This is a genomic window from Bacillus sp. FSL E2-0195 (genome assembly GCF_038003645.1).
Lineage (GTDB): Bacteria > Bacillota > Bacilli > Bacillales > Bacillaceae_G > Bacillus_A > Bacillus_A mycoides.
This window is the reverse complement of the sequence record NZ_JBBOPN010000001.1, coordinates 4681840-4694227: the sequence shown is the minus strand read 5'-3', so window position 1 is coordinate 4694227 and position 12388 is coordinate 4681840. Positions and strand designations below refer to the sequence as shown.

The 12388-nt window shown below is 36.5% G+C and carries 12 protein-coding genes; 10 read left to right on the top strand and 2 right to left on the bottom strand.

Features of this window, described 5'->3' with window-relative positions; all coding sequences use genetic code 11:
• Window positions 1–113 precede the first annotated feature (113 nt).
• The 10 genes from MHH59_RS24285 to MHH59_RS30895 all read left to right on the top strand — a co-directional run bounded on the left by MHH59_RS24285 (window position 114) and on the right by MHH59_RS30895 (window position 9588).
• Window positions 114–812, top strand: a complete 699-nt coding sequence (locus MHH59_RS24285; protein ID WP_002015820.1) for a response regulator transcription factor — start codon at window positions 114–116, stop codon at window positions 810–812.
• Complete coding sequence (locus MHH59_RS24280) at window positions 805–1911, top strand: HAMP domain-containing sensor histidine kinase (RefSeq protein WP_002164874.1); 1107 nt, start codon at window positions 805–807, stop codon at window positions 1909–1911. The genes MHH59_RS24285 and MHH59_RS24280 overlap by 8 nt, the downstream gene beginning before the upstream one ends.
• Before the next feature lie 82 nt (window positions 1912–1993).
• The gene (locus MHH59_RS24275; protein ID WP_016120966.1) at window positions 1994–2854 is read left to right on the top strand and encodes a M15 family metallopeptidase; all 861 of its coding nucleotides are present in this window, start codon (window positions 1994–1996) and stop codon (window positions 2852–2854) included.
• Between the two features lie 275 nt (window positions 2855–3129).
• Window positions 3130–4230, top strand: a complete 1101-nt coding sequence (locus MHH59_RS24270) for an amidohydrolase/deacetylase family metallohydrolase (RefSeq protein ID WP_340852569.1) — start codon at window positions 3130–3132, stop codon at window positions 4228–4230.
• On the top strand, window positions 4208–5311 hold the full coding sequence (locus MHH59_RS24265) for a DgaE family pyridoxal phosphate-dependent ammonia lyase (RefSeq protein ID WP_002167480.1): 1104 nt from the start codon (window positions 4208–4210) through the stop codon (window positions 5309–5311). Before MHH59_RS24270 ends, MHH59_RS24265 begins: the two co-directional genes overlap by 23 nt.
• Window position 5312: 1 nt before the next feature.
• Window positions 5313–6068 (top strand): 2-dehydro-3-deoxy-phosphogluconate aldolase, encoded by a 756-nt coding sequence (dagF, locus tag MHH59_RS24260; protein ID WP_002191030.1) that lies wholly within the window; start codon window positions 5313–5315, stop codon window positions 6066–6068.
• Complete coding sequence (locus tag MHH59_RS24255; RefSeq protein WP_201057006.1) at window positions 6061–7077, top strand: sugar kinase; 1017 nt, start codon at window positions 6061–6063, stop codon at window positions 7075–7077. Before dagF ends, MHH59_RS24255 begins: the two co-directional genes overlap by 8 nt.
• Window positions 7077–7802: a GntR family transcriptional regulator gene (locus MHH59_RS24250; RefSeq protein ID WP_340852566.1), complete on the top strand. Its 726-nt coding sequence runs from the start codon at window positions 7077–7079 to the stop codon at window positions 7800–7802. Before MHH59_RS24255 ends, MHH59_RS24250 begins: the two co-directional genes overlap by 1 nt.
• Window positions 7803–7867: 65 nt before the next feature.
• Window positions 7868–9190: a gluconate permease GntP gene (gene gntP / locus MHH59_RS24245; RefSeq protein ID WP_340852565.1), complete on the top strand. Its 1323-nt coding sequence runs from the start codon at window positions 7868–7870 to the stop codon at window positions 9188–9190.
• A 179-nt stretch (window positions 9191–9369) separates the two neighbouring features.
• The gene (locus MHH59_RS30895) at window positions 9370–9588 is read left to right on the top strand and encodes a YjcZ family sporulation protein (protein WP_016127572.1); all 219 of its coding nucleotides are present in this window, start codon (window positions 9370–9372) and stop codon (window positions 9586–9588) included.
• Window positions 9589–9642: 54 nt separating this feature from the next.
• Here MHH59_RS30895 and MHH59_RS24230 read toward each other — a convergent pair whose 3' ends face one another.
• A complete protein-coding gene (locus MHH59_RS24230; RefSeq protein WP_078178323.1) occupies window positions 9643–11631 on the bottom strand; it encodes an FtsX-like permease family protein in 1989 nt (662 codons plus the stop codon).
• Window positions 11628–12380: an ABC transporter ATP-binding protein gene (locus MHH59_RS24225; protein ID WP_328019535.1), complete on the bottom strand. Its 753-nt coding sequence runs from the start codon at window positions 12378–12380 to the stop codon at window positions 11628–11630. Before MHH59_RS24225 ends, MHH59_RS24230 begins: the two co-directional genes overlap by 4 nt.
• Between the last annotated feature and the right edge of the window lie 8 nt (window positions 12381–12388).

Below are 12388 nucleotides of genomic sequence, written 5' to 3'. Positions count from 1 at the left end.
TATAATTTCATTTATCAAGGTTACTCTTACGGGTAGCCTTTTCTTATTGTACAAATTGGATAGACTAGTTTAAAATCGAGCGTATGAAAACAGAATAAAGTAGGGGGACTAAAATGAAGCGCATTTCAATTTTAATAGCTGATGATGAAGCGGAAATTGCTGATTTAATTGAGATACATTTAGAAAAAGAGGGTTACCACGTCGTTAAAGCAGCTGATGGAGAAGAAGCCATGCATATTATTCAAACGCAGCCAATTGACTTAGTGGTTTTAGATATTATGATGCCGAAAATGGATGGATATGAAGTGACGAGGCAGATTCGCGGCAAGCACCACATGCCAATCATTTTCTTAAGTGCGAAAACATCTGATTTTGATAAAGTGACAGGTCTTGTATTAGGCGCAGATGATTATATGACGAAACCTTTTACACCGATTGAATTAGTTGCACGTGTAAATGCACAACTGCGTAGATTTCTTACGTTAAATCAGCCGAAAGTAGCGGAGAATAAATCTGCTTTAGAAATAGGCGGAGTCGCTATTGATCCTGAGCGAAGAACAGTAAATGTGTACGGAGAGCCAATTGAATTAACACCAAAAGAATTTGATATTTTATATGTATTAGCAAGTCATCCGAAGAAAGTGTACAGTGTGGAAAATATTTTTCAGCAAGTATGGGCTGAAGGGTATTACGAAAGTGGAAATACAGTTATGGTACATATCCGTACTTTGCGAAAAAAGCTTGGGGAAGATAAAAGAAAGGATAAGTTAATAAAAACAGTGTGGGGGGTAGGTTATACTTTCAATGGCTAAAACGATGAGAAGCTTTCGCTCGAAGATGATTATGCTATTTGCGTTAAGTATGATATTAGCTGGTGGCGTAACGTATTTGATTTATGAGGGGCTACGTCTCTATTATAAATTAGCAGTTCGTTATGAGGATCCTTTAGCCCAATTTCGTTCAATGGTAAGACAAATTGGGGACATTAATTTCTTTTTAATTGTATTTATTCCTCTGTCCATTATGTTTTTCTTCTTCCTTACTAGACCGTATTTAAAATATTTTGATGAGATTTCGAACGGGATTCATCATCTTGCGAACGGAGATTTTTCAAATCAAGTTCGTGTTTCATCAAATGATGAGTTTGGATATATCGCACGCGAAATTAATGTAGCGAGTGAAAAATTAAAAGAAGCGGTTGAACGAGGGGACTTTGCGGAAAGTAGTAAAGATCAGCTCATTGTCAACTTAGCTCATGATTTAAGAACGCCGCTAACATCTGTTTTAGGGTATTTAGATTTAATTCTTAAAGATGAGAATTTGACGAAGGAACAAATTAAACATTTTTCCACAATTGCTTTTACGAAATCCGAAAGGCTTGAAATCTTAATTGATGAATTATTTGAAATAACAAGAATGAATTATGGCATGTTGCAAATTGAAAAAAGACCAATTGATATAAGTGAATTACTTATACAGTTAGATGAAGAATTATATCCGTTATTAGAAAAAAAAGGTTTAGAAGCGAGATTGAATATGGATTCACATTTACCTATTAACGGTGACGGGAAATTGTTAGCTCGAGTATTTGAAAATCTTTTAACGAATGCGATTCGCTATGGATACGATGGAAAGTTTGTTGATGTGAACGGATATATTGATCATGAAGAGGTAGTTGTACAAATTATTAATTACGGAGATAGCATTCCAGAAGAGGATTTACCATATTTATTTGATATGTTTTATACAGGTGATAAGGCCAGGTCAGAGCAACAGGGCGGAACAGGCCTTGGGCTATTTATCGCAAAAAATATTATCGAACAGCATGATGGGACAATCTCTGCTGAAAGTAACGTAATTAGAACGATATTTGAAGTGAGATTACCAAAAGAAGAGAGCAAAGCAATTTAATAAAAATTTAAACTTTACCCCACTTTTTATTTTAATAGTTTTTTCTATTCTATACGTAAGTTACGTTAAGGAGGAACTAGAAATGAAAAAGTGGGTATTTATTTCTCTTTTTATAGTATGTACAGCATGTGTAGGCTTTTATATATTACCAGTATTTCAAAAGGAGATCGATGTTAAAATTGCAGAAAAAGATAATAAAGTAAAAGCCGCGAACACTGAAAAGATAGAGGTCACAAAGGAACAAATTTATAAAGGGGATCTACTATTAGTTAATAAAGATTACCCGGTTAAAAAAGATAGTGTTAGGTCCGATATTATAAATGTAAATCACAATAGTGAATTAGTAAGGGGCTATGTAATATTTGATAGAAATCTTCGCTTATCAAAGGGTGTTGTAAAAAAGTTTTTGAACGTTGTCGATGCAGCTGGGAAAGATGGAATACAGCATTTCTTAATGAGTAGCGGTTACCGAGATTTTCAAGAACAAAGTAAATTATATAAAGAAATGGGATCTGATTATGCACTTCCAGCAGGATATAGTGAACATAATTTAGGGCTATCACTCGACGTTGGGTCTACTCAAAAGAAAATGGAGAAAGCTCCTGAAGGAAAATGGATTGAAGAGAACGTATGGAAGCACGGATTTGTTTTACGTTATCCGAAAAATAAAAGTGATATTACGGGCATTCAATATGAGCCGTGGCACATACGTTATGTCGGCTTACCACATAGCGCAATTATGCAAAAAAAGAAGATTACGTTAGAGGAATATTTGGACTTTTTAAAAGAGGAAAAAGAAGTTTCAACTGAGGTTGAAGGTAAGAAATATACGGTTTCTTATTATAAAGTTTCAGATCGTATGAACGTGAATGTTCCAGTAAATAAGCAATATGAAATTTCGGGGAACAATATGGACGGGGTTATTGTGACTGTTCAAGAATAGAGAAAAAGGCTGGTCCGTTTTGGGTCAGTCTTTTGGCATATAAGAAATAGATTGCCGTTTTTTGTCGGTAAATCGATATTCCTTGTCGAATCATTGATATAATTTCCTGTACTATCAACATTTTGTGGATTTTTTTTTATTTACCATTAAACATTATAACGTTATATTTACTTTTCTTTTTTTTCGTGATACTCTAAATATGTGAAAGAGATATAAAATGAAATTTTAATGTAAGCGTATTCTTATGGCTTCTTATAGAAAAGGGTGGAAATACAATGACAGAACGATTCGTGCTACGTAATGTGAAGCGTGTGAACGGGGAAGAGATTGACATTGTAGTTGAAAATAATAAAATCGCACAGGTGACGAAAGCTGGTTTTGGCGAGGGCGAAAAGGTTCTTGATTACGCAGGTACTTACGTATCGAGTGGATGGATTGATTTGCACGTTCATGCTTTTCCAGAGTTTGATCCGTATGGCGATGAGGTAGATGAAATTGGCGTTAAGCAAGGGGTAACGACAATTGTTGATGCGGGAAGCTGCGGAGCTGATCGTATCGCAGATTTAGTACAAAGTAGAGAACAGGCAAAAACGAATTTATTTGCCTTTTTAAATATTTCTCGCATCGGTTTGAAACGAATTGATGAATTATCCAATATGGAATGGATAGATAAAGAGAAAGTAATAGATGCAGTAGAAAAGTATAAAGATGTAATCGTTGGATTAAAAGCGAGAATGAGTAAAAGTGTCGTTTGTGATAGCGGAATTGAACCGCTGCACGTAGCGCGTTCTTTATCTCGTGAAACATCATTACCGATTATGGTACATATCGGTTCAGCTCCTCCGCGTATTGAGGAAGTTGTAGCCCTTTTAGAAAAAGATGATGTCATTACACATTACTTAAACGGGAAAGAAAATAATTTATTTGATGAAGAAGGCAAACCGCTACCTGTGTTGTTAGATGCAGTGAAACGCGGTGTGCATTTAGATGTTGGGCATGGTAATGCTAGTTTTTCTTTTAAAGTAGCAGAGGCAGCGAAGCGTTACGGTATTGCCTTTAATACAATTAGTACAGATATTTACCGGAAGAATCGTATACACGGTCCAGTTTACAGTATGGCTAACGTTCTTTCGAAATTCCTTTACTTAGGGTATCCGCTAGAAGAAGTAATTGATGCAGTTACGAAAAATGCGGCAGAGTGGCTGAAAAAACCAGAGCTTGGCCGTATTCAAGTAGGGGATATTGCAAACTTAACTTTATTTACGGTGAAAGATGAATCGATTACGTTAATTGATTCAGAAGGGGATCAGCGCGTTGCTGAAAGAAGAATTGATACGAAAGGGGTTGTAATCAATGGGTTATTCATTGAATGCTAAGTACGGATTAAAAAGAGTTATTAATGCGAGCGGTAGAATGAGTATTTTAGGTGTATCCGCTCCGACAAATACAGTGATGGATGCGATGAAGCATGGTGGACAAAATTATGTGGAAATTGCCGATTTAGTAGATAAAGCAGGAGACCATATTGCAAGAATTTTAGATTCAGAGGCAGCGGTCGTTGTGAACTCAGCATCGAGTGGAATTGCGCTTTCTATCGCTGGTATCGTTACAGAAGGAAATCGCCGTAAAAGTGAAAGACTTCATCAAGAAGTAATCGCGAAAAACGAAGTGATTATGTTAAAAGGTCATAACGTTCAATACGGTGCTCCTGTTGAAACGATGATTTATTTAGGCGGCGGTAAGCTCGTTGAAGTAGGTTACGCAAATGAAGGGAAAGCGGAGCATATTGAAGATGCAATTGGCGAAAATACAGCAGCTATTCTTTATGTGAAATCGCATCATGCAGTGCAAAAAAATATGATTTCTGTTGAAGAAGCGTGGGAAGTAGCGCAGCGAAATAATGTACCACTTATCGTTGATGCAGCAGCAGAAGAAGATATTCAAAAATATGTGAAGTATTCAGACCTAGCCATTTATAGCGGTTCAAAGGCAATTGAAGGACCTACTTCTGGTATTGTCGGCGGGAAACGAAAATATATCGAGTGGCTGAAAGTGCAATTACATTGCAGTGGTAGAAGTATGAAAGTTGGGAAAGAAACAACTTTCGGTTTACTTCAAGCGCTTGATGAGTACGGAGTAAAAGAAGATAAGAGTGAACAAGAAAAAGAGTTATTACAAGTACTTATGCCGCTAAAAGAATTAAATGGTGTAAATGTAACGATCGTTCAAGATGAGGCAGGAAGAGCAATCTTTAGAGCACGTATTCATATTAACGAGAACGAGTTAAATAAATCAGCAAAAGACGTTGTAACAGCATTACGCGAAGGGGAAATCGCAATTTACACACGTGATTACGGAGTAAGACAAGGATTCTTTGATATTGATCCACGCCCACTTCAAGGTGATGACATACATGTAATTGAAGAAAAAATGAGAGAAATTGTAGGGGGAAACTAAGATGACAAACATTCAAAAACGTTTTTATAAAGGCCGCGTAGCATTAAATGTATTAGCGAACAATACCCGAAATGCGAAAGATATTTTTGAAGCCGCAGAAGGTTATGTAGTAGTCGGAGTGTTATCAAAAGATTATCCAACAGTAGAAGAAGCAGTAACTGCGATGAAAGCATACGGAAAAGAAATTGATGACGCTGTATCAATCGGACTAGGAGCAGGAGATAATCGCCAAGCAGCAGTTGTAGCTGAAATTGCGAAGCATTATCCAGGTAGCCATATTAACCAAGTGTTCCCTTCAGTTGGAGCAACACGTGCAAATCTTGGCGGAAAAGATAGCTGGATTAATAGTTTAGTATCACCAACAGGAAAAGTAGGGTACGTAAATATTTCTACTGGTCCAATTAGTGCAGCTGGAGAAGAAAAAGCAATCGTTCCAATTAAAACAGCGATCGCACTTGTACGTGATATGGGCGGGAATTCATTGAAATACTTCCCAATGAAAGGTTTAGCGCATGAAGAAGAATATCGCGCTGTTGCGAAAGCATGTGCGGAAGAAGGATTTGCATTAGAGCCAACGGGCGGAATTGATAAAGAAAACTTTGAAACAATTGTACGTATTGCATTAGAAGCAAACGTAGAGCAAGTTATCCCGCACGTGTACTCTTCTATTATTGATAAAGAAACTGGCAATACGAAAACAGAAGATGTTCGTGAATTACTAGCGGTCGTGAAGAAGTTAGTTGATCAATATGCGTAAGAAAATTGCAGCATTCGGTGAAGTTATGATGCGCCTGCAAGTGCCAGGGTATGAATTGCTATCGCAAGCAAACTCATTAAATTACTCATTTTCAGGTACAGGTGTGAACGTTGCAGCAGCACTTTCTCATCTAGGGCATGAAGGTTTTCTTATTTCAACTTTACCGGAAAACTCTGTTGGGGATGCTGCGGTATCACATATTCAAAAGTTAGGCATTCAGGCACCGCTTGTTTCAAGAGGCGGTAAATATGTGGGCATGTACTTTTTGGAAAATGGATTTGGCGCACGCGCAAGCCGCGTTACGTATTCTAACCGATTAGAAAGTAGTTTCAATACGGCATGTGAAGAGATGTACCAATTTGAAGAAATCGCAAAAGAAATTGATATCGTTCATTTTTGCGGGATTACCCTTGCTATGAATGATACTGTGCGCCATCATATGAAATCTTTGGCGAAGGCAGTTAAAGAAAATGGAGGCACTGTTGTCTTTGATTGTAATTATCGTCCATCGCTTTGGGGAGAAGATGGGTATGAACAGGCGAAACCGCATTATGAAGAAATGCTGGGACTTGCTGATATTGTTATGATGAATGAAAAAGATGCGATGTTTGTTCTCGGAATGAAAACGGAAGAGACGGAGCGAGAAGCACAGCTTGTTGATCTTATTCCAAAAGTCGCTGAAATATATAATATCGCTACGATTGCGGGAACGCATCGCTCTATTAATAGTGATAATACACACTCACTTCGCGGATTCATATGTAAAGATGGGACGTTCACTTTTGCCAAAACACTTACGTTTTCTGTATATGATAGAATAGGTGCTGGAGATGCTTATACGAGCGGAATTATTCATGGCGAGATAGAAGAGTTTGCACCAGAGAAAGCTGTTTCATTTGCGTCAGCAGCTGGAATGCTTGCACATACAATCGTCGGTGATACGCCAATGTCATCAGAGAAAGATATACTCCGGGCAATGACGGCATCAGTAGGTGATATAGAAAGGTAGTGGGTGTAACGGTGAACGTAACGAGAAAAAGAGGTCCATTATATTTACAAATTAAAAATATTATTCGTGATCGAATATTACATGGTGTTTATGCCATTCATACAAATATTCCTTCTGAACCACAATTAGAAGAAGAGTTCAAAGTGAGTAAAATTACAGTGCGAAACGCAATTAAAGAACTCGTTCAAGAAGGGTATTTAGAAAAGAAAAGTGGTAAAGGAACGAAAGTCATTCGAAATACTTCTGCGACAAAGCTTTCAAAGGGAAAGAAATTTACAGAAGTGTTAGTGGAAGAAGGCTATAAAGTACAAAAGAAATTGCTAAAGGCAGAAGTGGTTCATAATGAGGAAGGAACAGTACCATTTCGTTTGTTTGGTAAAGAGAGTTTTCGTATTGAGCGTCTATATACTTTAAATGATACTCCGTACATTCATTATACGCACTATTTCTCAGCACAAATGGCAAGTACAGACTTAGCGGACTTTGACTTACAATCGCTTTACGATTTAGTTGAAGACCGTGGTATACATTTAGAAAACTTCAGAGATGAATTCGCTGTTGGATTTGCGCCTAATTTCGTTGCAGAAGCGTTAGGAGAAAAAGAGGGAACAGCGTTATTAAAACGTATGCGCTATTCTTACGATGAAGTTGGCGAAGTAATTGAATATAGTGAAGGCTACTACAATACGGAAATGCAGCATTACGTTGTAAATTATGATGTGTAAAAAATGAAGAGGGACCAATTCCCTCTTTTTTTGTAAAAAAATTTCATATCGAAGGGGAATGGGATATGGATATATACTTATTAATCGTCACGTTAATTGCGATCGCAATTGTTATTTTAGGGGTATCATGGTGGAAATGGCATGCGTTTATTAGTTTAACAGTTGCTAGTCTATTTTTAGCTATTATGTCTGGGTTGAACTTGACCAAAATTGTTACTGTCTATGAAACTGGTGTTGGTAGTGTACTAGGGCATTTAGTTGGTATTTTGGCTCTCGGAACAATTTTAGGGAAAATGATGTCTGATTCAGGGGCTGGCATGCAAGTAGCAGATTTCTTCATTCGATTCTTCGGGGTGAAAAAATTACCTTGGGCTATGTTATTCGCCGGATTTGTTATAGGGATTCCAGTGTTTTTTGAAGTGGGAATCGTCATTTTATTACCACTTGTTATTTCAATTCGAAAAACAACGAAACAAAATATATTGTTAATTGCTTTACCTGTTATTGCTGGATTATCGATTGTACATGGGCTAGTGCCGCCGCATCCAGGTGCGATGACAGCAATCGGGATTTATAACGCGAATCTAGGAAAGGTACTATTGTATTCATTAATTATCGCGTTACCAACAGCAATTATCGCAGGACCGGTATTTGCAAAGTGGGTACATAAGAGGGTTATACCTGAAAATGAACCGGAGCTTGTTCGAGTTACGACAGTATCTACTGATTTGCCAAGTCGTAAAGCTTCATTCTTTATCATTTTATTACCAGTAGTTTTAATGATTTTATCAGTAGTCGCACCATATATTTCATTACCGAAAAAAACTGAATTTTTAGTATTTGTAGGAAGTCCGGTAATCGCTTTACTTATTTCATGTTTCGCAGCGTTTTATTTGCTTGGTATAAAACAAGGAATTAATAAAAAGATGATTAAAAAATTAACAGATGAAAGTTTACTACCTGTCGGTTCCATTATTTTAATAATTGGTGCAGGCGGTGGATTTAAACAAATATTAATTGAAAGCGGCGTTGGAACAGCCATCGCTCAAATGGCAGAACATATTTCATTATCACCAATCGTCTTAGCGTTCATGGTAGCGGGATTAATCCGAATTGCAACAGGTTCAGCTACTGTAGCATTAACGACAGCAGCTGGAATTGTTTCACCGGTTATTCAGCACATGTCTGGTGTAAATTTAGAATTACTCGTTATTGCAACAGGGGCAGGATCATTAATGTTTTCTCATGTAAATGATGCAGGATTTTGGCTTGTAAAAGAGTATTTAGGATTAACAGTGAAGGAAACGTTTAAAACGTGGACTGTACTTGAGACATTATTATCATTTATTGCATTTGGCTTTGCTCTTTTACTTAATATGTTTGTTTAGAAGAAGGGGGTGCCTATTTAAAGGTATCCTCTTTTTGTGTTGGGGCTCTTTTCATGAAACAAGCCCGTTTTTAGGAGTGCCAAGCTTCCGATTTGCCCTGAAAACATAATATAAATGGAATCCCCTCATTTAGAGCAAGAAGAACTTGTTATGAATGATACTAAAGGAGGAATAGAATAATGGGCGAAAAGTGTGAACACAGACATGATGATTGCGACCGCAGATGTGATGATTTCGATCGCAGACGTGGCTGCGGAGGCGGTTTTGCGCTTCTAATCGTATTGTTTATTTTATTAATCATTATCGGTGCTAGCTGCTTCGGCGGAGGCGGCGGTTATGGTGGCGGTTATGGTGGTTACGGCGGTTATGGCGGCGGCTATGGTGGATATTGCTGCTAATTATTTAAAAACTATTGAAAATGGCCTTGTGCAATATGCACAAGGCCATTTTATTCATATTTTTATATGCTGTGATAATTTACTAATGTACAGAGAACGGATTAAGAAGAAGAAAATGATCTCGATAATCCCGAACAACGTAAGTATAATGATTAATTCTTTTAATAAAGAGAAAGAAAACATGCTTTGTAAAAACTTAATCGCAAATATTGTATGAATACCAGCAACTATATAAGGAATGAAAAATAAAATTCCTAACTGAATCGTTGCAGAACGAAACATTTCCGATTCTGTTAAGCCGAGTTTTGTAATCGTAATGTACTTTTGTTTTTCAGTCGTTAAGTCGTTATACATACGGAAGTATAAAACGCTAGCTGCTCCGATAAAGAAAATAAAGCCGAGAAATGCCCAAATAAAGAAATTAGCAATTGCATCTTCTTTACCGTGAACTAGTTCATCAGTAGCCGTATATATGTAGAAAGGAACTTGCGCTTTCTTTTCTTTATGTTTTTCGTAGAACTCACGTGCATCATCACCAATAGCACGTAACATATTTTTTGTTGGAACCATTGCATTTTCCCAGTTTTCTACGAAGTAGTTATAGATTACGGTCGTTTCAATATGAGGAATCATATTGTCAAAAACATAATCTTGTACAACAATTAAATGGGGGAATGCAAAGGATGGTTCTATCCCTTTATTAATAAATCCTTTAATATGAAATTCTTTTTTATTAGATCCGATTGCAATTGTATCTTGTTTTGCAAATGGATTTGATACAAGATTTAAGAGCGCTGGTGAATGACGAGAAATAATATAAACTTGTGTAGAATCAAGAGCTATTTCTGGTCTCTGTAATTGCTTAGCAATCGAGTTATAATCACTCATTTTCATAAGCGCAATCTCTTCTTTTAAAGCTGTATCTTTTAAAGCTGTATCTTTTAAAACTGTAAACTTATACTTATTGTATTGAAAATTAGCATTTGTAAGCTCAGTTTCAATTGTAGTAATGTGCTTTTGTTCTAGGGAATTTTCACCTTCTGATGTATACGTAAAGGGGACAGGATATCGCTCTAATACCGATGCCTTTGTATTGTTATTAGCAGCAAACAGCCCAATAATAATTGTAAATGCAAGTGCAGACAACATAGAAACGATAAAAAGTACATTAATATTACTACGAGTACGAGCAACTAAATCTGAAATCCATAACATATTTATTTGTTTCATATAAAACTTTCTTCTTTTTTTTAGAATGAAGATGAAGAGAAGAAATGTTTGTGAAAAGAAAAAATATGTCCCGATTACTACGAGTGGCAAAATAGATAATATGATAAAGAATACAGATCCATTTTGTACATTTTTTTCCGTTACATAGCCTTGCGGATAACCAGCAATATAATAGCATAGTCCTAAACAAGTTAAGGCAAACAACGAGATTATTATTGATGGTCTTTTTTCTTCCGTTTCTTTTTTAGTAACTTTAATTAGTCGAATTGTTTTACGAGTACGAATGAACATCGGTGTAAATGTAGAAACGATGAAAAATAAAATAATAAAAGTTAATGTTGTAACGATAATTGCCTTTGTAGGCCAATATAAGTAGAGGCCTTTCGCACCTGTTAATTTAGAAGTAACTAGTAAGAAAAAGTTAGAAAACACAAGCCCGCCTTGTATACCAACAAAAATAGCCAGTATTCCAATTATCATATTTTCAGTAAATAAAAGTCGCTTTAATTGTTTTTTTGATATACCAAGAACGGTTAATACCCCGAATTGTTGCTTCCTTACATTTAAAAATGTTCCAAGTGAATAAAGCAGGAAGAAGAATGAGAACAAGACAATGACAAACTGTGCTGAACCAGCTAAGTTCATCAGGGTATCTCGTTCTTGATAGCTCTGAACATTTTGTAGGCGCGGATGATACGTATAAACAGCAAATGAAAAGAAAACCATGATAGAAAAAGCGCTACTTACAAAGTAGGCGAAATATGCTTTAGAATTACGAGAGACATTTTTAAATGCGAATTGCCAAAATGTCATCCACGTCTTCCTCCTAGTAATGCTAGGACATCTAATATTTCTTGATAAAATTTCTCGCGATATAATCCGCGGTGTAGTTCATTGTAAAGCCCACCATCTTTAATGAAAATAACACGGTTACAATAACTAGCTGCAAAAGGATCGTGCGTAACCATTAAAATTGTTGCATCTTCTTCTTTATTTAACTTCGTAAATAGTTCCATTACATCGATAGCTGCTTTTGAGTCCAAGTTTCCTGTCGGTTCATCAGCTAGTAAAAGAGAAGGGTTATGAATAACGGCACGTGCTACTGCAGTACGCTGTGCTTGTCCTCCAGAAACTTCAAAAATACGTTTGTCCAAAATATGATCAATTCCAAGCTTTTTTGAAATGTTATCGAGTTTTTCGTCCATTTCTTTTAAAGGAATATTGTCTAGCGTTAAAGGTAATACGATATTTTCACCAATTGTTAGTGTATCTAATAAGTTAAAGTTCTGGAAAACAAAACCTAACTCTTGGCGGCGGAAAATAGCTAACTTTTCTCTACGGAATGTATGCGGTTGTTTTCCGTTAATAACGACTTCTCCAGAAGTAGGTGAATCGATAGTCGAAATAACGTTTAAAAATGTGGATTTCCCACTTCCGGATGGTCCCATAATCGCAACGAATTCACCTTTATCTACGTGTAAATTTATATTTTTTAAAGCAGTATGAGGGACTTTTCCTTCATACACTTTTGAGACGTTTTTTATGTGTAATACCTCTTCCATAATAATCA

Excerpts from the sequence above, each read along its gene's own strand:
- MHH59_RS24225 (WP_328019535.1), bottom strand. The coding sequence starts at position 12,380 with ATGGAAGAGGTATTACACATAAAAAACGTCTCAAAAGTGTATGAAGGA.
- MHH59_RS24280 (WP_002164874.1), top strand. The coding sequence starts at position 805 with ATGGCTAAAACGATGAGAAGCTTTCGCTCGAAGATGATTATGCTATTT.
- MHH59_RS24270 (WP_340852569.1), top strand. The coding sequence starts at position 3,130 with ATGACAGAACGATTCGTGCTACGTAATGTGAAGCGTGTGAACGGGGAA.
- MHH59_RS24275 (WP_016120966.1), top strand. The coding sequence starts at position 1,994 with ATGAAAAAGTGGGTATTTATTTCTCTTTTTATAGTATGTACAGCATGT.
- dagF (WP_002191030.1), top strand. The coding sequence starts at position 5,313 with ATGACAAACATTCAAAAACGTTTTTATAAAGGCCGCGTAGCATTAAAT.
- MHH59_RS24230 (WP_078178323.1), bottom strand. The coding sequence starts at position 11,631 with ATGACATTTTGGCAATTCGCATTTAAAAATGTCTCTCGTAATTCTAAA.
- MHH59_RS24265 (WP_002167480.1), top strand. The coding sequence starts at position 4,208 with ATGGGTTATTCATTGAATGCTAAGTACGGATTAAAAAGAGTTATTAAT.
- MHH59_RS24285 (WP_002015820.1), top strand. The coding sequence starts at position 114 with ATGAAGCGCATTTCAATTTTAATAGCTGATGATGAAGCGGAAATTGCT.
- MHH59_RS30895 (WP_016127572.1), top strand. The coding sequence starts at position 9,370 with ATGGGCGAAAAGTGTGAACACAGACATGATGATTGCGACCGCAGATGT.
- gntP (WP_340852565.1), top strand. The coding sequence starts at position 7,868 with ATGGATATATACTTATTAATCGTCACGTTAATTGCGATCGCAATTGTT.
- MHH59_RS24255 (WP_201057006.1), top strand. The coding sequence starts at position 6,061 with ATGCGTAAGAAAATTGCAGCATTCGGTGAAGTTATGATGCGCCTGCAA.